Origin of the sequence: Saccharothrix obliqua (genome assembly GCF_019375475.1) — a bacterium.
Lineage (GTDB): Bacteria > Actinomycetota > Actinomycetes > Mycobacteriales > Pseudonocardiaceae > Actinosynnema > Actinosynnema obliqua.
Genome location: NZ_JAHXGQ010000003.1, coordinates 1 through 21,346, shown reverse-complemented (window position 1 = coordinate 21,346; position 21,346 = coordinate 1). Strand labels below are relative to the sequence as shown.

Annotated in this window: 14 protein-coding genes; 6 read left to right on the top strand and 8 right to left on the bottom strand. The window is 71.1% G+C overall.

Going from position 1 to position 21,346, the window contains the following annotated elements:
• The 6 genes from KZQ38_RS10105 to KZQ38_RS10080 form a co-directional block, all read right to left on the bottom strand.
• Window positions 1-2,955 (bottom strand): ATP-binding protein, encoded by a 2,955-nt coding sequence (locus KZQ38_RS10105; RefSeq protein WP_219440449.1) that lies wholly within the window; start codon window positions 2,953-2,955, stop codon window positions 1-3.
• Window positions 2,952-3,998 carry a hypothetical protein gene (locus KZQ38_RS10100; protein ID WP_219440448.1) on the bottom strand — a complete coding sequence of 349 codons (1,047 nt, stop codon included), beginning with the start codon at window positions 3,996-3,998 and terminating at the stop codon, window positions 2,952-2,954. The genes KZQ38_RS10105 and KZQ38_RS10100 overlap by 4 nt, the downstream gene beginning before the upstream one ends.
• Window positions 3,999-6,431, bottom strand: a complete 2,433-nt coding sequence (gene dpdF / locus KZQ38_RS10095; protein WP_308258329.1) for a protein DpdF — start codon at window positions 6,429-6,431, stop codon at window positions 3,999-4,001. It abuts the gene before it with no gap.
• A gap of 2 nt (window positions 6,432-6,433) precedes the next feature.
• Complete coding sequence (gene dpdE, locus KZQ38_RS10090; RefSeq protein ID WP_219440446.1) at window positions 6,434-9,502, bottom strand: protein DpdE; 3,069 nt, start codon at window positions 9,500-9,502, stop codon at window positions 6,434-6,436.
• A 685-nt stretch (window positions 9,503-10,187) separates the two neighbouring features.
• Complete coding sequence (locus KZQ38_RS10085; protein WP_219440445.1) at window positions 10,188-12,743, bottom strand: class III lanthionine synthetase LanKC N-terminal domain-containing protein; 2,556 nt, start codon at window positions 12,741-12,743, stop codon at window positions 10,188-10,190.
• Window positions 12,744-12,765: 22 nt separating this feature from the next.
• Complete coding sequence (locus KZQ38_RS10080; protein ID WP_219440444.1) at window positions 12,766-12,924, bottom strand: hypothetical protein; 159 nt, start codon at window positions 12,922-12,924, stop codon at window positions 12,766-12,768.
• A gap of 151 nt (window positions 12,925-13,075) precedes the next feature.
• Between KZQ38_RS10080 and KZQ38_RS10075 the strand changes: the two genes are divergently transcribed.
• Together KZQ38_RS10075 and KZQ38_RS36990 are read left to right on the top strand one after the other, a co-directional pair.
• Window positions 13,076-13,834 (top strand): class I SAM-dependent methyltransferase, encoded by a 759-nt coding sequence (locus tag KZQ38_RS10075; RefSeq protein WP_219440443.1) that lies wholly within the window; start codon window positions 13,076-13,078, stop codon window positions 13,832-13,834.
• A 355-nt stretch (window positions 13,835-14,189) separates the two neighbouring features.
• Window positions 14,190-15,158, top strand: a complete 969-nt coding sequence (locus KZQ38_RS36990; RefSeq protein ID WP_219440442.1) for an AraC-like ligand-binding domain-containing protein — start codon at window positions 14,190-14,192, stop codon at window positions 15,156-15,158.
• An 85-nt stretch (window positions 15,159-15,243) separates the two neighbouring features.
• On the opposite strand, the gene KZQ38_RS10065 is transcribed toward KZQ38_RS36990, so the two are convergent.
• A complete protein-coding gene (locus KZQ38_RS10065; RefSeq protein WP_219440441.1) occupies window positions 15,244-15,936 on the bottom strand; it encodes a hypothetical protein in 693 nt (230 codons plus the stop codon).
• 162 nt (window positions 15,937-16,098) lie between these two features.
• Between KZQ38_RS10065 and KZQ38_RS10060 the strand changes: the two genes are divergently transcribed.
• Window positions 16,099-17,310 (top strand): glycosyltransferase, encoded by a 1,212-nt coding sequence (locus KZQ38_RS10060; RefSeq protein WP_219440440.1) that lies wholly within the window; start codon window positions 16,099-16,101, stop codon window positions 17,308-17,310.
• A gap of 115 nt (window positions 17,311-17,425) precedes the next feature.
• On the opposite strand, the gene KZQ38_RS10055 is transcribed toward KZQ38_RS10060, so the two are convergent.
• Window positions 17,426-18,187, bottom strand: coding sequence for an IclR family transcriptional regulator (locus tag KZQ38_RS10055; RefSeq protein WP_308258328.1), 762 nt, complete (start codon window positions 18,185-18,187; stop codon window positions 17,426-17,428).
• A gap of 168 nt (window positions 18,188-18,355) precedes the next feature.
• Between KZQ38_RS10055 and ispH the strand changes: the two genes are divergently transcribed.
• The 3 genes from ispH to KZQ38_RS10040 all read left to right on the top strand — a co-directional run.
• Complete coding sequence (gene ispH, locus KZQ38_RS10050; RefSeq protein WP_219440438.1) at window positions 18,356-19,354, top strand: 4-hydroxy-3-methylbut-2-enyl diphosphate reductase; 999 nt, start codon at window positions 18,356-18,358, stop codon at window positions 19,352-19,354.
• 4 nt (window positions 19,355-19,358) lie between these two features.
• Window positions 19,359-21,152, top strand: coding sequence for a 1-deoxy-D-xylulose-5-phosphate synthase (locus KZQ38_RS10045; RefSeq protein WP_219440437.1), 1,794 nt, complete (start codon window positions 19,359-19,361; stop codon window positions 21,150-21,152).
• A partial coding sequence (locus KZQ38_RS10040) for a flavodoxin-dependent (E)-4-hydroxy-3-methylbut-2-enyl-diphosphate synthase (protein WP_219440436.1) occupies window positions 21,149-21,346 on the top strand: 198 nt, incomplete at its 3' end. The genes KZQ38_RS10045 and KZQ38_RS10040, both read left to right, overlap by 4 nt.

The window sequence follows — 21,346 nt, the reverse complement described above, 5'->3', positions numbered from 1 at the left end:
TCAGCTCCTCCACTTCCCTGACGCGGTGTCGAGGTCCTCGGCAAGCGCCCTCAACTGCTCGGTGAGACCGTCGACGTCCAGCTCGACGTCGTCGACACCGACGTGGCCGAGCGAGTCCTCAAGACCCGCGAGCAACCTGTCCGCCGCGACGGCGTAGTTCCTCAACGCCCTCAATGCCGGCGCTGGATCGCCCTTCACCTCCCAGAGGTCCTTGGCCGGTGAGATCCGCACCATCTGGCGGTACAGGTTCATGTGGGCGGCTTCGACCTTCGCCTCGGCGTTCTCGTACTCCACCTTCAGGTGTCGGTGCGGCAGCCTGCCTGCGGCGACGCTTCGTTCGAGCAGGAGTTTGATCGTCTTGCGAGTCGCGGTGAGGTTCTCCTCCGGGTCGAGGAGCGAGGCGAACGACGTGAGCAACTCGTCGATCTCAGCCCATGCCTTCGTGGCCGCGCGGTCGAGCCTGCTCTGCAACCTGGTGAGGGCCTCACCGCCTCCCGTCGGCGGTTGCCCGGCGAACGTCCGCTCCTTCAAGTGCTGGTTGATCGCCTGGTACACGAGCGCGATGTCGATCACTGATGGAGCGCCCAACCCCTTGCTCGCCGTGGCGTGGTTCCGCAGCGTCCGCAGCGATTCCTCCCGGACACCCCGGCTATCGGCCAAGAACGCCCTGACGATGCCGTTCGCCGGTGCGTGCGGCTTCAACATCTCGGGCAACGCATCGCGCACGGAGTTTCCCGGGTTGTCGGACGCGCGGCGCAGGACGGTCAGCGCACGTACCGCCGTCTCCAACTGGTCGTCCTCCAACTGCCGGGCGAGATGCGCGATCTTGTCCGCGTAGCGCGAGATCCTGGCCTGCAATGAGAAGAACCACGTGCCGCCGGCGTCATCGTCGAGACGACCGCCCAACGCAGCCTTGTGCACCCCTCGCAACATCAGGGCGTTCTCATCGGTCACGGTGATGGGGAAGGGGTTCCGGGGCGTCAGGGTGTTCGAGCCGCTGGCGTTCTGGATGTGCACGTCGGTGGTCCGCATCTCGTACGAGCCGATGCGCCAACTGAACTTGCCGGTCCGTCCGATGGCGAGGCCGTAGGGACCGTCCAGCAAGTACGCGACCGTCGTCTCGCAGATCCAGTTGCGGATCCGGTGCGCGGTATCGCTCGTGATGTACTCCCCCACCGTCCAGCGGTCGAACTCGTCCAACTTTGGGCCGGGCGACGGGCGGGGTGACGGATCCTCCGACACCCCGCCGTCCGGTGTCGGCTTCTCGTCTTCGCCAGACGGTGGCCCTTCCGGGTCGACGGTCGATGTGCCGAGCGTGACGCCGAGGTACTTCGCGATGCGTAGGACCGAGTCGTCGATGGCGGGTGGCTGCGACGCGTAGAAGGCTCGCAGGGTCAACTCGGCATGGGGGCTGGCCCGGTTGGTTCGGTGGATACCGCCTCGCACCTCCACCGGCACCGACGCACGGACTCCGTCGAGCGAGCGCGCGAAGTCCGCCGAGGGGAAGACTCCACCCTGCGGCAACTCCTCCTCCGCGACCTCCAACGGCTCGCGGATCACGTGGCGGAGGATCTGCCGCGGCTGGAAGGCACCCGGGCTCGCCAACTCGACCATGCGGTCCAGGGCCTGACCGTTGAAGGGGTAGAACCCGTGGCCGGACTTCGAAGCACCGAACACTTGGTGGCATGGCGCACGGTCGGGACACCTGAGACAGGCGTTGCTCTGCTTTCGTGTCGAGGACTCGTTGTCGAGCAACAGCTCCTCGTCCGTCAAGCGGCCCGCGTTCAAGTACCGACCGACGAAGTCGCGCAGTTGTCGACTGCCGATCGCCGCCAGGTCGATGTTGATCCGGTAGTGGTCGCCGCGATCCGCGAACGTGTCGACCGACGCGAGGTAGCCGTTCGTGACCGCGATGGCCGCGCGGAGCTTGCACAACTGGGAGTTGGCGGGAATCGTGAGGGCCTGCGCCAACTGCTTGTCGATGCCGTGGAGGAGCACCAGGTCCTCGATGAACAAGCACAGCTCCTGACCGCGGTTCGCGATCTCGCGGCGCACGTCTTCGAAGACCTCCAAGAGGCTCACGTTCGGCCCCGTGAAGACGTCTCCCTTCGCCCGTTCCAGGTATGCGTCGCACAGAGCGGCGAGGTCGGCGCGCAACTCCTTGGAAGCGATCACCGACCTGACCAACTGCTGGACCTGTTGACCGGCGTCCTCGAACCTGAACGGATCGACGGACAGGTCCTGCTCGGTGATGTGGAGGTCCGAGTCCTGGGCTCCCGCGTCGTCCGCGTTGCCCATGGCGAGCCGCACGATGCGGTGGATCGGCCCTCCCTCCTTGCTGAGCTCCGCACGGAAGGTGAAGTCCCCGAGGAGGCGGTGCGCCGTTGTCCGCAACTCTGCCAACTCCGCCGGCGAGAAGTCCGTGAGGCCGGGCAGTTCGCCGGCCTGGTCGAACGTCACCAGGTGGTCCAGGCGACCGAGGAGCGCGTTCATCGCCTCGGCATCGGTGGCGATTTCGCTGCCCGCCTTGACCAGGGCCTTCCGGAGGTCCTCGGCGCGCGAGGTGTCGATGCCGTCCAGGATGTGCTCGATGACCCGCCGCAGGTTCGTGTTGCGCTTCTCGATGTACACGACGTGCCAGTCGGGCCGGGCACCGATCCGGGACTTCAGCCAGCGCACCAAATGGCTCTTGCCCGTGCCCTTGAGCCCGGTGATGAACACCAGGCGCGGCTCGTTCGAGTCGATCGGCTTGGTGAACGCCTTCAGCAACCCGTCCTGCGTCACCTCCGAGATCCGCTCGCCTCCCGCGTCCCGGACTTGTTCGAGCGGCAACTCCTGGTGGATGGCCGCGAAGACGGCGTCGGCGCGGCGATCACCGATCTCGAGGCCGCCGACGTCGATCTGCGTGGCGAACTCGATGGCGCTCCGGTCCCAGCAAACCCTGTTCCCGCTCATCCGATGCCCCCGTCCTTGGCCGTCGGCGTCCATTCCACGGTGGTCACCGAACGGTCGAGGGTCCGGTTTCCGCGCAGGCGGACAATGCGCACCCCGGTGTCACTCCGCTTGTCCATTTTGACCAAACCATCGGCTTCCAGTTGCGTGAGGGTCAACGACAGGGCCGGCGACAACACCTCCGTCGAACCGGTCCGCTCGGGGTCGTGCCGGGTTTGCAGGGCTCCTCCGTCGAGCAGCGGAACCGCCGCGGCGCAGCGTGCCGCGAAGTCACGCACGTCGTACGTGCCCTCGGGGCACGCCGCCAGTCGGTGCACCAGCGCCTCACCGGCATCCGGGACCAACCCCGTCCCGCCCACCCGACGCGCCAAACCCAGGTATGACGACCAGCGGCGGAACGGCTGCCAGCGGGTCTTATTGCGCAGCGGCCAGTTCTTGTCGTCCGTGCCGAACGCGTCGGTTTGCAGTTGTTGGAAGCTGCGGCCGCGATCACCGGACTTCTTCGGTTTCTCGAAGCGGTCGAACGGCCTCAGGGGATCTTCGGTCGCGTAGAACAACTCCAGCGCGCCGAGCAGGTCGTTCACGCCCGCGGCATCGCCCGGCGCGGCTCCGGGAACACCCATGCCCAACACCGAATCCAGGAGAAATGCGCGAAAATCACGCGGGGTGACGTCAGCCGCGCTCCGATAACGGACGGCGGCCCGCTCGGCCAACCGGAACTGCTTGTCCTCCACTTGAACCACACCGAGCAGGCGCAGCGCTTCCAGGGATCTCGCGACGATCAACTGCCCACCGGAGCGGGCGCCGGCTTCAGCCGGGGTGTCGGCTTCAGCCGGGGTGTCGGCTTCAGCCGGACCCTCGGCTTCGGCGTCGTCCTCCTCCGCGGCGACCACTCCCAGGACCGCCATGGCCTCCGTTAGGCCGAGCGGGGCCACCAAGTCCTGCAACTCTTCGCGATCCGCCTGGCCTCCCTTCAGGACGAGCAGGCCGCGAACCAGGAAGCGCATCGCCTCGGGAACGATGTCCGGCGAGGTGAGAAGCGCCATCTACAGCCTCCGCAACATTTGTTCGACGCGATATGCGCGCCCCCAGGACTCCCGGAGCAGTAGCCGGTCGTCGAAGGGGCTGGGTTGATCAGCGGTTGTCAGTACCACGGTCAGTGGTCCGCGTGACAACTTGGACAGCAGCAGTGCGGACTTCTCGACGGGGAACTGGTCGTCGATGCGAGCGAGCGTCGGAACGCGGAGAGCATTCCGGAACCCGTTGCCGTCGGAGGCGACGTCTTCCCACCACACGCCGTTCACCCGGCGCGGAGCCGGCGACCATGGCTCCCCCGACACGAGAGCCACCACGCCGTGGTCGACGAGGCGCCTCACCAACTCCTGCTCCGCGTCGAGTTGCCTGCCATCGGTCCACACGCACAACTTGCCCGCGGACGCCAACGCCTTCAGCGACATCCGGGGCTCGATCGTCAACCGACCGCTGAACAGCGGCAACGCCGGAGCGGCCGACGACACCGGTGATGCGCGCGCGACACGGCAACTCGGACAGCCCCCGCACTGCCTGATCGCGGTGAGCCGGCCCGACTCCGTCGTCAACCGGTAGTGGTCGGCCAGGAAGCGGTTCACACAGCCGCCACTACCGGACAGGACCTCCATCGCCGACCGCAGCGAAGCCGCTCCGGCAGACCGGCTCTGGTCCTGCGCATCCCGGAACCGTTGCTTGAAGCGTTGTTCGTCCGCGAGGTCCCCGGCGACGATGCGAACGGCGGTCGACGTGCGTTGCGCCGCAAAAGCGTCCTGGAGTTGTTGTTCCGTGACGTCGACCGGGATGTCGAAGGCGGGTTGCCAATCGAGTTCGACCATACCGGCACGGTCCATCGCGCTCAGGGTCTGGAGGTTCCAATAGCGGTTGGCGTCGCTCCACGGGAATCCGACGTCCTCCGTCGAAGCGGTGAGATCGACCCTCATCACACCGTTCTCGACCGTGCCGAGGCGCATGCTGCGCCAGCGCTTCCAGGCTTTCCGGTCACCGATCAACCGCGCCTCGGACATGCTCCGGGCGACCTCCGCGTCGGTGTCGGTCCACAGCACAACGGACGCGGAGGCACAACCATCCCTTCCTGCCCGGCCTACTTCCTGGTACAGCCGGTCGACGGACTCGGGCACGCAGAGGTGGATGACGGCACGCACGTCCTGGATGTCCACGCCCAGGCCGAACGCCGATGTCGCGACGACCACGTCGACGTCGGCGTCCTCCTCCCCGCGCAGCGCCAACCCGTCGGCGGCGGCCCGGTGCTCCTGCACGGACGCGCCCCCACCGATCAGGGCCACCGCGCGGAGGCCGGCGGAGACCAACCAGTTCCGAACGGTGTGGATGTTGGTGGAGCGCTCCGACGTGTGCAGTGACGTGTACACGATCAGCGGTCGCGGCAGATGGCGGCACAACTCGAGGAAGCGGTCCCGCTTCTCCTCCTCCGTCTCGCAGTGGCGCGACCACCAGGAGGGCTCGGGCCGCGTGACTTGGGCGGAGACGAGCAGTTCCCGCTCGCCGGGGAAGAGTCGGCGCAGCGTCTCCAGTCCGTAGTCGTCCAACGTCGCCGTCAGCATCGCGGTGACCGGCCGCCCGGTCGCGGGAGCCAGGTCGACCAACCGCCTCCGGAGACCGGCCAGGCTGTGGAAAGCGGGTCTGAAGTCGTCGCCCCACTCCGCGACCATGTGCGCCTCGTCGATCGCGATCAGGTCGAGGCGGCCTGCGGCGGCAGCGGCCTCCAACGGCCGCGCCAGTGTCGTGCACGCGGCCTCGGGTGAGGTGATCACCAACCACTGGGTGCCGTCCCGCACCCGGCGCGCGAATCCTTCCTTGGCCTCCTGGGTGAGTTCGCCGTGGTAGACGTATGTCGCCGTGTCGCCGGTCAGGTTCCGAACCCGCTGTTCCAGGTCGAGGGCAAGGGCAACAGTCGGCACGATCAGGCAGGTCTGCCGCGGGCGGGCCGCCAGTGCACGGGCGAGCACCACATCCGTCTTGCCCGATCCGGTGGGCAACACGCAGATCAGGGCATCGCCGGGCTCCGCGATGCGCAGGGCGCGCACAGCCGCCTTCTGCCCCGGGCTCAGGTACTCCGCCCGCCGCATCGTGTCGCGGTAGAAGTTGTCGGCGGCGAGCGCCCAGTTGGCGCGACGCCGGGTTCGACGGGCGACTTCCTCGTCCGGAGGCGTGCCGTGGTGGTCCAGCCAGGCCGGTGTCCACGGCTCTGCCTTCCACACGCCCCGGCTGATCCCGACGAAGCCGTGCGCTTCCCACACCGCGTCCGGGATGGCGCTCAACTCGTCCGCGTCCGCCGACAGCGCCTGGTAGCGACGGGCCACCAGAACCGCTCGGACCAGCGGCAGCAGTTCCGCGGCGGAGATGTTCCGCGAGGACTTCAGCCTGCGGACCAAGCGAGGAGAGGCTTCGGCGATGTCCGCCAACGTCAACACGGTCACTCCGGTCCCGCCCAGGTGATGAAGACCGCTCCGCAGCTCTCCAAGGTGAACGACGGGTTGGCCAGGCTGTGGTCGAGCGCATCGACCAGGCGGGAATCGGCGCCGAGGACGTCGGCGCGGCCGAGCGAACGCGTCGCCAGGATGATGTCCTCGTGCGCCTGGGCCGCTGTGGCGCGCTCTCGCGCACCGGCCAGGCCACGCACGACATCAGGCCGAGCGCGGACGTGGGCGACCGCCCCTTCGAACGCCTCCCGGCAGGCACGAGCCCAGTCGAACGGCGCGATCAGTTCGTGGAATCGCTCGGGGCGGCTGCCCAGGTTGATTCCCTGTTCGCGTTCCAGGAGCTTCACCATCGCGTCGGTGCACGGGCCTCGGCCCGTCCACCACACGCGTTCGATCGTGGTCGGCAGGAACCGCGTGGCGCGAGCCCGCACGGCCCTCGTGAACGCTTCGTCGCCTTCCTCCACCAGACCAGGCGCCACCTTCACGTCGAAGCAGAAGGCGACGACCGGCTCCCGGTCCCAGGTGTCGGCACGTTGTTCGAGTTCGACCGCGAAGGCCCGACCCCGGTCGTCCCGCTCCGCGAAGTCCGCGAAGGCGTCGACCAGCGGCTCACCCCAGCGGAGGAAACCGTGGCCATCGCCTGCCGTGATGCGGTCCGCGGTGTACGCGCGCTTGAACACCCGTGGTCCGATCTGCTCCACGGCGGCTTCTGTCAGCAAGGGCGGCTTCTTGCGGCTGACCCCGAACCGGATGAGGTCGTCATCGTAGTCGACGGTGAAGTGCAGCATTTCGTGCACGTAGGCCACGATCGCGGCTTCGACCTCCCTGCGCCGAGCGTCGATCGCAGCCAGTCGGTTGGTCAACTCCTCGTCCTCGGCGCGGTCCTCGATGCTGTCCAGCAGGTCCTGTCCCGCGATCTTCCGGCGTTGTTCGTCCAGCGTGCCCGAGCGGGCCGCCAACGCCTCGCGCGCGGCGCCGGGACCTCGGTGAACCGCGGTGTCGAAGAACTCTGCCTCGAGGTCCGCCAGAACGTACTGGAGCGTCGACGTGGACGCCGTGAACGCCCCGAAAACGTCGTGCAAGGTCGCGGTCCAAGCACCGAACTGCTCTTCGAGTTCCGGGTCCACCTCTCGGAAGACCACGGACTTCACCGGCTCGCCCAGCTCACTCCACCTGTCGAAGCGGCCGAGCCGCTGCTCCAGTCGTGACGTGGACGTGGGAATGTCAAGGTGCAGGACCTCGCTGACGAACTGCAGGTTCGCGCCCTCCTCCGCGGAGCGGTCGATCACCAGGACGGACTTCTCCCCGCTCTGCGCGAACGCGACCGCCAGCCGAGCCCGTTCCTCCTCGCTCTGGCCTTCGAGCAGCGCCGACACCCGATGACGTCCCAGTTCGCGAGCCGCCAACTCGGCCATTGCCCGCGCGGTGTTCGGGTAGGAGCACGCGATCACGTGCTTGCCTCGTCCGACTCGCGCGCGTGCCCACTCCACCGCGGCCGACATGCGGCTCTGCGATGACTCGGTGTCCATCAAGCGCGTCACCTGGTCCGCGAGGTGCGCGGCCAACCCCGCGGTGCGCAACTCGACGACAGCGGCGATCTCCCCCGGGGACAAGTCGTGATCGTCTCCGCCGCGCAGGGCCACGACCAGGTCACCGAGTGCGGTCAAGGGCGCGAGTGCGCGCCCGATGACAGCCTGGAGCACGCGCCCGGCGAGGGGCGTACCCGCCATCTCCAACTCGAAGCGCAGTTCCTCGAGGATCGTGAACAGCGCGGGACGCCGGCAATCCGGGTCGGCGATCCGCCACGACTGCGCCAAGGCGCGTCCACGTACCGGGAAGTAGCTCTTGATCGCGGTGGCGCGGCGGTTGCGGATCATCCGGCGGTGGAGCCGGTACGCCTCGGAGACGTGGATGCGCAGGCGCTCGACCTGGCCACGCGCTTCAGCCGCGCGTCCGGCCGAGATCAGGTCGCCTACCCGTGCCACGACGTCCTGGACGACCCGGTCGTCCGGGAGCAGGGTGGCGACCCGGTCGAGGGGCGACCGGAGGTAGCGGATGGGCGTGTCGGCGTCGAGCGCCGCCATGGCCTCGGCCAGGTCGTCACGCATCTCGACCCGCCGCCGGAAACCCGCCACGTCCGACAACGAGTAGTTCTCCGGGTCGAGCAGGTGAAGGAGTCCGAGGAAGGCGTCCTCATTGCTCCGCACCGGGGTGGCGCTGAGCAGGAGGAGGGCTTCCGAGGCGTGGGCGATCGCGCGCAGCGCCTCGTAGCGCTCCTGTCGATCATCTTGTCGACCGTAGTCGACGTTGTCGGTGAACCGGTGTGCCTCATCGACAACCGTGAGCGCCCTGGACTCGGGAGCAACGTCGCGAACACTGGAGTGGCCGACGACCTCCACCCTCCGGGGGAACGCGTCGACGCGGAACTTCAGAGCCAGTTCGGCTCGCCACTGGCCGACGAGTTGATCGGGCACGACCACGAGCACCGCACCAGGCCCGTCCAGCAGGAATTGCCGGATCACCAGGCCGGCCTCGATCGTCTTGCCGAGGCCGACCTCGTCGGCCAGCAGATAGCGGGGCACCGGGTCCGACAGCACCCGACGAGCCGCGCCGATCTGGTGGTCGTGGAGTTCGACAGCGGAGGACAGCAGGCCACCGAGGCGCCGCGAGGCACTGCGCTGATCGGTCACCGCGCGCAGGAAGGCCGTGCGCCGCGAGTGGAAGTACCGCGTCTCCACGGTGCCTGCCCGAAGCAGGGCCAGTGGGTCGGCCAGCGGCAACGACCACCGAACCCGCACCTCGTCGGCGGGTACGACCTCGCTGCGCCCATTGGGGAAGTCGACGACGTAGTCGTCCGCCCTCGCCGTGCGGGGCGAACTCACCCGCCCGACCAGCCAGCGCCCGCCGTCGAACCACCACACTCGCTCCTGCGCCGCCAGGACCGAGAGGCGGTACTGACGTCCCGCCGCGGGCAGGACCACCTCGGGTGTCGTCGGGGAATCGAAGAACCGGACGAGTTCCCCGCCCGAATCCAGGCGTCCCCAACCCAGTTCGCGATCCACGACGAACCGACCAGCGGGAACGGGCTGCGACTGCCTCGTTCCCGGCGAGTTCGGCTCGCCACTCGGGGTCCCGGTCACCTGCCACTGGTCCGCATAACCCCCCTGACCGACCATCGAGTGTCGTCCCCTCGACCTCAACCGCTCTGACACGCAACCGCTCTTCAGGCGGTACCACTAGCTATCGACAAACCGTCATTGGTGTTACTCGTTCCGAGCCGTGCGACTGCCGACTGAGACCGTACTCCAAGGGGCGCGGGTTGGAACGCCCACTGGCCACACCCGTAGTTGATCTACGTCCGACGTGGCGCGGACATGCCGCGCGACCGGCGGCGCGGCGCGCGAGAGCCGGTCGCGCGAGCGCGTCACGCGACCGGGCACCTCGACAAGTAGGGGGTGCACCGAGCCCACGTGCCACCGACTTGAAAGAAGTGCGGCGGCGCACTCGTCGACACGTGGACGGTTCATCCACCGGCTTACTTCGTCACCGCACTCGGCTGCCACTCCGCGACGCCCGACCACGAGCTCGGACGGAATGTCCTCGCACAGCCCCATCACCGACATTCGGCGGTGGTTGTGGTGCAGATAAAGTCGTCCGCGGTGATTCCCGGCCCGATGCCTAACATGGACCCCGAATGCCTCGGATTGATCGAACACGGGGCGGGGGTCATTTATCGCCGCTGCGTCGCTACCGCAACGTCGGGGGATCCCAAAGCTCCCCGGTCGCCGACACCGGGTCCCCGCCGCCCGCCAGGCGGCGGAAGAAGGCGAGTGCGCCGACGAGGCCGTGTGCCCACGACGTGGCCGTCGTGGGGTTCGCGCCGGGTGCGGCGAAGGTCGGGTGGTCGGGTGGGCCGCCGGTGCGCAGCAGCAGGTGCGAGGCGACGTCGAGCGCGGCTTCCCAGTGCCGCTCGGAACCCCCGGCCACGGCCAGGTCGAGGAAGAACTCGCCGACCCCGATCACGCCGCAGCACCGCCCGAGCGACGCCATGCCGGGCACGCGGGCCGCGCACGCGTCGGCCGCCGACCGGGCCAGGGCGGTCAGCCCGGGTTCGTCCAGCACGCGGCCCGCGAGCGCCAGCACCTGCCCGATCCCCGCCAGCCCTCGACACCAGGACGTGGTCATCGGCTCGGCTGCCGGGTCCCGTGCCTCGGCCACCAGCGCCCGCGCGTGGCGGGCCAGGTGGTGCGCGCGGTGCGCGGCTGCGTCGAGCGCCCGCGGCTCGCCGGTGTGCTCGGCGTGGCGCAGCAGGAACTCCACCGCGCCGGCGAGCCCGTGCGCGCGCCCCAGCCCGGCGTCCGCCACGCCCGCCTCCGTGACGCGTCCGGCCGGTTCCTCCGCGAGGACGGCACGCAGGCACCGCCGGGCCACCGCCAGGTCCTCCGCGTCGCCGTCGACCCGGTGCAGGCGCAGGTGGCCCAGCCCGACGCCCGCCTGCCCGTCCACGAGGTCGGCCGGCGTCGCGTCCCACTCCGGCGGCGGCAGGCCGCGGACCGCCCGGTCGGCCGCGCCCACGCCGAAGTCGGCCGCGGCACGCAGGAAGACGTCGGCGCCCGTCGTGCCGCCGTAGAGACCGGGACGCGCACCCGGTCGCCGCGCCACCCGGGCGGTGAACTCCGCCAGCTCCGCGACCCGGCGGCGGACGTCCGGTCGGCCCGGCAGGTGGTGCAGCAGTTCCAGACCCATGCCCGAGCTGCCGGTGTAGGCGCTGAAGTCGTGGTACGCCAACGTGTCCGCCTCGGCCCGCACCACCCGGTCGACCCGGTCGAGCAGGTCCGCGCGCAGGTTCCCGACCACCTCGGCCGCGAGCACCGGCGTCATCGCGGGCCGCGCGGGCACCGGGATCACCGCCGGGGCCGGCCTGCCGCCCGCGGCGATCCGCCGCACCGCCTCGCGGGCGCGACCGGCGTCGTCGTCGAGCAGCGCCACGACGACCGCGCCGATCCCGACCGGTGCGGACCCGAACCGAAGGCGGAGCGCCTGGAGCGCGCGGGTCCGCGGCAGGTCGAGGTCGTCACCGGCGATCACCGGGGGCATCCCGGTCAGGGCGTGGGTCAGCACCATGCCCAGCGCGTGGAGGTCGTCGGTGTCGCGCGGTGTTTCGTCACGCACCTGGCGGGCCGGCGCGTACCCCGGCGTGCTGCCGGGCAGGTGCAGACCCGCGTGCGCGGCCAGGCCGAAGTCCACGACGCTGATCGACTCGCCGGTGATGGTGTTGGCGGGCGTGAGGTCCCGCATGGTGACGCCGCGTTCGTGCACCGCGACCAAGATCCCGGCCACGGCCGCCGCGAGCCGGTCGAGCCCGCGCACGCCGCCGCCCGGTGCGTACGGTCCGCCCAGCCGCACGTCGTCGGCCAGGTTCCGCGCACCGCGGTCGTCGGTGACCAGGAACTCGTCCTCCCCGTGCCGGAAGTGGTCCACGAACCGGGGCACACCCGCGACGCCGGCGAGCACGTCGAGGACGCGGCGCTCGTTGCGCAACCGCAGCCGGCTGTCGTTGCGCTCGCCGAACTCCGCCACGTGGGCACGTGCCTGCTTGACGACCACGGCCCGGCCGTCACGGGTGTCGACCGCGCGGTACACGTTGCCCTGGGCCGATTCCCGGACGCCCGCCGTGACGCGGTAGTGGCCGCCGACGAGCGTGTCGTCACCGCCCCGCCCCGGTTCCCCGCCGGCGAACGGGTCGGTCGCCCACGGCGGTTGCCGGTAGCTCAGCCCGGCCAGGCCGTCGAACTCCTCGCCACGCGGGCCGCGCAGGCGGATCTCCGGCCGCCCGAACCGGTCGTGGCGCAGGTCGTCGGTCATCGACCCGTACCGGTAGTACACCGGGGAGTTGGCCAACACCCGCCGGTCGCTGAGTACGCGCGGACCCTGGTGCCCGCGCAGGGCGTTCGCGAGCAGCAGGCCCAGCTCGCGGACCCGGTCCTGGTGCGGGTAGACGGTGAACGCCTTGCCGACGGTCGCGGGCGCGGCCAGCCCGCCGTTGAGGTCGCGCAGGACCTCGACCGAGCACGCGAGCTTGAACAGGCAGCCCTCCGCCGCCAACAGCGGGACGAGGGTTTCCACCAGTGCGGGGAAGTTCGCCACCCGCGAGGACACGTGCAGCTTCCAGCCGTGCGCCGGCAGGACCGCGGAGTCCGGCCTGACCACCAGCCAGACCGAACCCGCGGTCACCGCGTGCCGGGTGCCCACGCCCTGTCGCACGGCGTGCTCCACCCACGCCCGGGAACCGACCTCGTTCATGCCGGCGACCCCGGGCCGTGCGCTACGAGCAGCAGATCACGTTGGTCACCGGCAGCGTCTGCACCGGCGAACTCACCAGGCAGTCGACCGGCATGGCGTCCCAGCGCTTCTCGAACTCGACGTCCGGCTCCACGACCTCGGCACCGGCCGACCGGGGTTCCAACTCCAGCAGAGCGGTCATGACAGCTCCTTTCCGGGAATGTACGGGAAATTGATTTCCGTACGTGCCCCAGGCTAGCAGCGCACCGCTCGAACCGGTATACATCGAACCGTGCCGCCGAGCTGTCGGCACGAATTCCCGAAGTCACCCGAAGACCCCGGAGGGCAATGCGATGACCGCTGGCCACGGCACTCCCGCGGAACGGTACGAAGAACTCGCCGACCTCTATGATGACCTTCACCCCTTCGACGCCGACGCGGCCGACGCGGTCACCTTCCTGGAACGCTTGGCCGCTGGTGGGGACGTGCTCGAACTGGCCGTCGGCACCGGGCGCATCGCCCTGCCGCTGGCCGCGCGGGGCTGCGCCGTGACGGGTGTCGACGCCTCTCCCGACATGCTCCGGGTACTGCACTCGAAGGACTCCGGAGAAACAGTGCGCACAATTCTGGGCGATATCTCGGAATTAGCCCTCGCGGACCACTTCGACCTCATCTACCTGGTGGCCAACTCATTGTTCGAGCTGACCACGCAGGAGGACCAGGTGGCCTGCCTGAAAGCCGCCGCCGAACACCTGCGGCCCGGCGGTCGCCTGGTCGTCGAAGCCGCGCTGCCGAATTGGCTGTTCGCCGATCGGCGACCGCTGTTCGTCGGTCACCTGGAGGAACTGGACACGGTGACCATGCAGGCCATGAAGTACGACCTCGTCGGGCAGGTGGTCCAGTACCGGCACATCTTCATCGCGGCGAGCGGCATCAAGGTCATGCCGACCACCCACCGCCTGGTCTACCTGCCGGAGCTGGACCTCATGGCGGCCCTCGCCGGCCTGGCGCGGACCGACCGCCACAGCGACTGGACCGGCGGCGGGTTCGACCCGGCGCGGGGCCGGCACGTGTCGGTCTACACCAGGCAGCCGGCGGCCGACGACCGCTGACCGCGCCGGCGGGCGAGGCGGTGGCGCCGGTCGGCGCCGGTCGAGCGGTTGCCACCATGCCACCGTCCTCCCCCGTCGCCCCGACCCCAACGTCCCAGCGCGACGGCGCCGGCGTGTTGCGGATTCGCGCAGGGAACTTGTCGATTCGCGCACGACCGGCCAGGGCGGCGGGCTCGCCGCACCGAACTTCGGGCCGGTCCGGTGGCTGCCGAACCGTTGGCGCGCCTGGTAACCGTGGAGTTCCAGCGGTGTCGCGGGGAGGGGTCGGGGATGGCGGTACGCGGTGCTCGTCGTGCGTTGTGCGGTGATCCTCCCGGTGACGAGACCGGTCCGGGGCGGGTGACCGGGGTGCCGCGTGCTCACCGAGTTCACCACTGAGGACTTCGCGCCGGAGGACCGGTTCGACAGCTGGGTCCAGGCGGGTGCGCGGTCGTTGACGCCGACGTGGATCCGCAGCCCGGCGGAGGCGGACTTCCACGCCACGACGCGGACCTTGGCGCTGGGTGACGTGGCGATCGCGGCGTTGCACTACCCGTCGGTGCACGTGCGCAGGCCCGCTAAGCTCATCCGCCGGTCCGATCCGGAGGCGTACCAGCTCAACCTGGTCCTCGGTGGCGAGGCGGTGGTCTGCCAGGCGGGCCGGGAGGCGCGGTCGGGCGTCGCCGAGTTCACCCTCTACGACACGTCGCACCCGCTGGCCGCGCACCGCCGCTGCCCGGCGGGCGGCCCGTCCCTGCTGGTGCAGGTGCCGCGCGCGCGACTACCGCTGCCCGCGAACGCGGTCGGGCGGTTCACGGCGGTCGCGTTCAGCGCGCGTCAGGGCATGGGCGCCGCGTTCGCCCGCTGGCTGGTCGACACCATGGGGCGCGCGCACGAGTTCACCCCGGCCGACGCGCCCACCCTCGCGTCGGTGACCGTGGACCTGCTGGCCGCGGTCCTGGCCGGTGCGCTGTCCACAGAGGACCACCTGACACCCGAGGGCAGGCGGCGGGCGTTGAAGCTCACCATCGAGGGCTTCGTGGAGCGGCACCTCGCCGACCCGGCGCTCAGCCCCGCCTCGGTGGCCGCGGCCCACCACATCTCCACCCGCCTGCTCCAGCAGCTCTTCGCCGCCGACAACACCAGTCCCGCCGCCTGGATCCGCCAACGCCGCCTGGAGCGGTGCCGACGCGACCTGGTGGACCCGTCGCTGAGCGAGGTGCCCGTGCACCGCATCGCCGCCCGGTGGGGCCTGCACCGCCCCGCCCACTTCAGCCGCCTCTTCCGCGACGCGTACGGCCAACCACCCGGCGACTACCGGCAGAACCACCGCAGGGACCGGTGACCCCCACTCGTCGTCCGACAGCCCGAGGCACCCCGACCGGCAACCCCAGCCACCCGACCACCGCCACCACCCCGACCGGCGACCCTCACGCCCCGGGCACCACCCGCGCGTCGTCCGGCAGCCTCAACCACACCGTCGACTGCGAACCCCACCCCCACAGCTCGGCGGTCCCGTGCGGTGTCGTCACCGGGACTCGGTCCGCGGTGAGCAACCCCTTCGCGGTCAGGTGGACGGCGTGGTGCACCTCCCCGACGGCGTCCCAGTCGACCCGGACGCGCCCGTCGGCCGCGGGCCGCGGGAACCGGGTCACGAGGCGTGCGAAGTCCTCGGGCGAGTCGATCACGTGCACCGACACCGACGATTCGCCGTAGTGCACGGAGTGCCGCACGCGCACCGGTCGACCGAGCGACATCTCCCCGTGGTCCCAGGTCGACTGCCCGGACGGGAAGAAGCACGCGGTCCACAGGCCGCGCTCCGGCTTCTCCGCGTTGACCCGCCCGCCCTCGCCGATGCGCAACTCCGGGGTGTCCGCGTAACGCGCCTGCGGCGACGTCGGTCCACCTCGGCCGAACCACCCGTCGGACAACCTGTCGAGGACCAGCCGGGCGTCCGCCGCCGCCCAGTCGGCTTCCTCGGGGAGCCAGGACCGGCTGCGGAACTGGCCGCGCACCGCCTCCTCGACGTTCCAGTAGAACGACTCGTCGGACAGCTCCACCAGCTCCGGGACCTCACCCGCCCGGTCACGCAGCAGGTGCAGCAGAGCGGGCGAGTAGGTCACCAACGCGCACCCCGGTCCTCGCGACCGTCCACAGTGGACAGACGGGGCACGTCCTCCCGCCACCTTCAACTTATAGCCGACAGGGGGACTTGCGGCAAGGACCCGGTGGTGCCGCAGAATTCCCCGCCGCAAGCCACGACATGGGAAACGGGGAGTCGCGAAGTGCGTGTGCTGTTGACGACGTGGGGATCGCGAGGGGACGTCGAACCGCTGGTGGCGCTCGCGGTGGCGGTGCGGGGGCTCGGCGGTGAAGTGGTGGTGTGCGCGCCGCCGGACGAGGAATTCGCGACGTTGCTGGACCGGGTCGGCGTGCCGCTGGTGCCGCTCGGGCCGACCGTGCGGTCGGTGGTGGCGGGCCCGAAGCCGCCGACGGCGCAGGACGCGTTCCGGCTCGCGCCCGAACTGGTCGCGGCCAGGTTCGCGGTGCTCGGCTCGGCGGCCGAGGGGTGTGACGTGGTGCTGGCGACCGGTCTGCTGCCGGTCGGTGCGCGGGACGTGGCCGAGAAGCTGGGCATCCGGTACGTGTACGCGGGCTTCCACGTCTTCGGGCTGCCGTCGCGGCACTTCGCCCCGGGTGCGCGGCCCGGCACGCCGTCCGCCCCGGACGAGACCGACCTGCGGGTGCGGTGGGAGCAGGACGCCCGGCGGGTCGACGACCTGTACGGCCCGGCGCTGGCCCACCACCGCGCGGCGATCGGCCTGCCGCCCGTGGCAGGCGTCCGCGACCACGTCTTCACCGACCGGCCGTGGGTCGCGGCGGACCCGGTGCTGTGCCCGGCGGAGGGCGTGACGGAACTCGACGTCGTGCAGACCGGCGCGTGGGTGTTGCCCGACGAGCGCCCCCTCCCGGACGACCTGGCGGCGTTCCTGGACGCCGGCGCACCACCGGTGTACGTGGGCTTCGGCAGCATGGCCGCCTACGCGCCGCCGGACATCGCGCGGGTGGCCGTCGAGTCGGCACGCGCACTGGGCCGCCGCGTCGTCCTGGCGCGCGGCTGGGCCGGGTTGTCGGCGGTGGACGACGGCGACGACTGCTTCGTGGTCGGCGAGGTCAACCAGCAGGCGTTGTTCCGCCGGGTCGCGGCGGTCGTCCACCACGGCGGCGCGGGCACCACGACCACGGCGGCCCGAGCCGGTGCGCCCCAGGTGGTCGCGCCCCGCATCGCGGACCAGCCGTACTGGGCCGCCCGGGTCGCCGAACTGGGCATCGGCACGGCGCACGAGGGGGGAACACCAACCGTCGACTCCCTGACGGCCGCGCTCACCACCGCCCTGTCCCCCGGGACGAGCGCCAGGGCCGAGGCCGTCGCCACCACGATCCGGGTCGACGGCGCGGAAGTGGCCGCGAAGATGCTCCTCGACCCGAACCCGTAGGCGCACCGCCACTCGCGGCACCGCCGCCCCGACACCGACCACGGCGAGCGCGCCGCCGTGGTCGGTGTCTCCGGGAGGGGGTTCCCCGGACGTCCGGCACCGGACCGGACGCGTCTCAGGACGCGGCCTGCCGCGCCTCCACCGAGTCGACCACCGCGCGCAACGCGCGTCCCGCGGCGGCCAGGTCCACGCGGTGCGCCGGTCCACCGACCACGACCGCCGCGACCGGCGCGGTGCCGCCCAGCCGCAGCGGGGCCGCCACCTCCACCATGTCCGGCACGTGCTCGCCCCGCGCCCACGCCAGGCCGGTCCGCCGGATCACCGCGAACTCGTGCGCCACGCCGTCGACCTCGCCACCGGTCCACCCCCGCGCGCGGTGGTCCAGCACGGCGCTCGCCGCGAGCAGCTTCCCGGCGGCCGAGCGGTGTGCGGGCACCGGCGAACCGAGCGCCGCCGCGAATCGCGCGCGCTGGAGCGGGTAGAGCGTTCCCGCGTAGTGGACCCGGGTGCCCGCGAGAACCGCCACGCTGACCACTTCGCGGGTGCTCAGGAACAATTCCAGCAAATGCGGTGTCAACGCCCTCGCGAACTTCTCCGCACGCGCCCGTCCGGGCCCGCCCGCCAACCGGTGCGACCGGTCGCCGATCTCGTAGCACTTCGCTTCCCGCCGCACCGCCAGCCCCTGGTCGGTGAGCACGCCCAGCAGGCGGTGCAGCGTCGACTTCGGCAGCGGCACCAGGCGCGTCAGCTCGGACAGCGTCAGCGGTCGCGACGCCTCGGCCAGCGCCTCCAGCACCGCGAACGCCCGGTGCAGCGGGCTGTCGAGGTGTTCCCCGGCACCCGTCCCGACCACGGAGACCACTGCTACCCCTCTCACCGCGCCGACCTGACGCCGACCACGTTGCCCGTTCCGGGTGGCCGTGGGAAGGCGGTGGCCCGGACGTCCCGGCGGTCGTACCCCTTTCCACCACACGACCCGGAAACCCGTCCCGGAAAGCGGAACCACGCGTTGAGGCCCGGTCGCGCGGCGTGCTTTCGTGCCGTCATGGTTAATGCGAGTTCGGAGCAGAACCTGGAAGGCGACGACGCGCGTCGGATTCTGTTGGCCGGCCCGCGGTCGTTCTGCGCGGGGGTGGAACGGGCCATCGCCATCGTCGAGCGTGCTTTGCAGGGGCGCACCACGCCGGTCTACGTCCGCAAGCAGATCGTCCACAACTCCTACGTCGTGGACGACCTCGCCCGGCGGGGCGCGGTGTTCGTGGAGGAGTTGGACGAAGTGCCCGACGGCGGGACCGTGGTGTTCTCCGCGCACGGCGTCTCCCCCGCCGTGCGCGAGGAAGCGGCCCGGCGCGGGCTCGACGTCATCGACGGGACGTGCCCCCTGGTCACCAAGGTCCACGTCAAGGCACGCCGGTTCGCCGCGCAAGGCGACACGGTGGTGCTCATCGGGCACAGCGGCCACGAGGAGGTCGAGGGCACCCTCGGCGAGGCCCCGGAGTCGACGGTGCTGGTGCAGACGCTGGACGACGTGCGCGACCTCTCCGTGCCCGACCCGGGGCGCGTGTCGTACCTGACCCAGACGACGTTGGCGGTGGACGAGACGGCGGATTTCGTGGCGGCGCTGCGGGAGAGGTTCCCGGCGCTGCGCGAGCCGGCGTCGGAGGACATCTGCTACGCCACCACGAATCGGCAGCAGGCGCTCGACGCGATCGTCGACGAGGCGGACCTCGTGCTGGTGGTGGGCTCGGCGAACTCGTCCAACTCCGTGCGCCTGGTCGAGCTGGCCCGCCGCCAGGGCACGCCGGCGCACCTCATCGACCGCGCCGCCGACATCCGGCCGGAGTGGCTGGTCGGCGTGCGGTCGGTCGGGCTGACCGCGGGCGCCTCCGCTCCGCCGGCACTGGTCTCCGAGGTGGTCGCCGCGCTGGGCGAACTGGGACCGGTGACCGTGGAGGACCGCGAGATCACGCGTGAGACCACACACTTCGGACTCCCGGCGACCGTGCGCATCGCGGCGCCGGGGTCCACGAGCCTGGACGGGTGACCACATGACACCACTGCTCCGCGACATCACCGACCCGAGACGGCTCAAGGAGGTGCCACCGGACCGGTTACCCGCGGTGGCCGCCGAGATAAGGGACTTCCTGGTGCGCGAGGTGTGCGGCCGGGGCGGTCACCTCGGGCCGAACCTGGGCGTGGTCGAGCTGACCATCGCCCTGCACCGGGTGTTCGACTCGCCGACCGACCGGATCGTGTTCGACACCGGCCACCAGTCCTACGTCCACAAGATCCTGACCGGGCGGCAGGCCGCGTTCGCCACGCTGCGCACCGCGGGCGGGTTGTCCGGCTACCCGATGCGTGCCGAGTCCGCGCACGACCACGTCGAGAACTCGCACGCGTCCACCGCGCTGTCCTATGCGGACGGACTGGTGAAAGCCCAGCGGCTGCGCGGGGAAGCGCACCGCCGGGTGGTCGCCGTCATCGGCGACGGCGCGTTGACCGGCGGACTGGCCTGGGAGGCGTTGAACAACCTCGCCCGGGGTGGCCCGGTCGTGGTGGTGCTCAACGACAACGGCCGCTCCTACGACCCGACGGTCGGCGGCCTGGCCGACCACCTGACCGCGCTGCGCGCCGGTCGCGGCGACGGGCCGAACGTGTTCCAGCAGCTCGGTTTCACCTACGTCGGACCGGTCGACGGCCACGACGTGACCGCCGTCGAGGAGGCGTGCCGCGTGGCGGTGCGGGCGGATCGGCCGGTGGTCGTGCACTGCGTCACCGAGAAGGGGCGCGGCTACGCGCCCGCGGAGCAGGACGAGGAGGACCGGATGCACGGCATCGGCGTGCTCGACCCGGGAACCGGTCGCCCGGTGCGGGCGGGCGGTCCGACCTGGACGAGCGCGTTCGGCGCGGAACTGGCCGGGATCGGCGCGCGGCGGCCCGACGTGGTGGCGCTGACCGCCGCGATGCTGCGGCCCGTCGGCCTGGCCGAGTTCGCCCGGCGGTTCCCCGAGCGGGTCTTCGACGTGGGCATCGCGGAGCAGCACGCGGTCACCAGCGCGGCGGGTCTGGCCATGGGCGGCCTGCACCCGGTGGTGTGCCTGTACGCCACGTTCCTCAACCGGGCCGTGGACCAGGTGCTGATGGACGTGGCGCTGCACCGGTTGCCGGTGACGTTCGTGCTCGACCGGGCGGGTGTCACCGGTCCGGACGGGCCGAGCCACCACGGCGTGTGGGACCTCGCGCTGCTGAGCGCCGTGCCGGGCATCCGGGTCGCCGCGCCACGCGACGCCACCCGGCTGGCGGAACTGCTGCGTGCGGCGGTGTCCACGTCGGACGGTCCGACGGTGGTGCGCTTCCCCAAGGCGGGCGTCGGCCCGGACGTGCCCGCGCTCAACCGGTTGGACGGCATGGACGTCCTGCACCGCAGCCGGTCCCTCCCGCTGGACGTGCTGCTGGTGGCCGGTGGCGCGCCCGCCGCGGTCGCGGTGCGCGCGGCGGAGCTGCTCAGCGACGCGGGCGTCGGCGTGACGGTCGTCGACCCGCGGTGGCTGCTGCCGGTCAACCCGACGCTGGTGCACCTCGCGTCCCGCCACCGCCTCGTGATCACCGTCGAGGACGGCGTGCGGACCGGTGGCGCGGGCGCCGCTCTGGCGCAGGCGTGCGCCGACGCCCGGGTGACCACACCCGTGCACAACCTCGGCCTGCCCACCGCGTTCCTCGACCACGGCGAGCGCTCCGACATCCTCGCGGAGCACGGCCTCACCGCGGAGTCCATCGCGCGGGTGGCCCTGGAGCTGCACGGCGACCGGACCGCGGACCGCGTGGCCGGAGCGCTGCGATGAGCGCCGTGGCGCTCGGGATTCCGGCATTGCCGCCTCCCGTGTTGTCCGAGCGTCGGAAGACTCGGCAGCTGATGGTCGGGTCGGTGGGTGTGGGCAGTGAGTTCCCGGTGTCGGTGCAGTCGATGACGACGACGGTGACGGCGGATGTGAACGCGACGTTGCAGCAGATCGCGGAGTTGACGGCGGCGGGGTGC

What these genes read in the sequence shown, in the direction of transcription:
- KZQ38_RS10105 (WP_219440449.1), bottom strand. Translation starts at nt 2,955, where the DNA reads ATGAGCGGGAACAGGGTTTGCTGGGACCGGAGCGCCATCGAGTTCGCC.
- KZQ38_RS10100 (WP_219440448.1), bottom strand. Translation starts at nt 3,998, where the DNA reads ATGGCGCTTCTCACCTCGCCGGACATCGTTCCCGAGGCGATGCGCTTC.
- KZQ38_RS10085 (WP_219440445.1), bottom strand. Translation starts at nt 12,743, where the DNA reads ATGAACGAGGTCGGTTCCCGGGCGTGGGTGGAGCACGCCGTGCGACAG.
- KZQ38_RS10080 (WP_219440444.1), bottom strand. Translation starts at nt 12,924, where the DNA reads ATGACCGCTCTGCTGGAGTTGGAACCCCGGTCGGCCGGTGCCGAGGTC.
- KZQ38_RS10075 (WP_219440443.1), top strand. Translation starts at nt 13,076, where the DNA reads ATGACCGCTGGCCACGGCACTCCCGCGGAACGGTACGAAGAACTCGCC.
- ispH (WP_219440438.1), top strand. Translation starts at nt 18,356, where the DNA reads ATGGTTAATGCGAGTTCGGAGCAGAACCTGGAAGGCGACGACGCGCGT.
- KZQ38_RS10045 (WP_219440437.1), top strand. Translation starts at nt 19,359, where the DNA reads ATGACACCACTGCTCCGCGACATCACCGACCCGAGACGGCTCAAGGAG.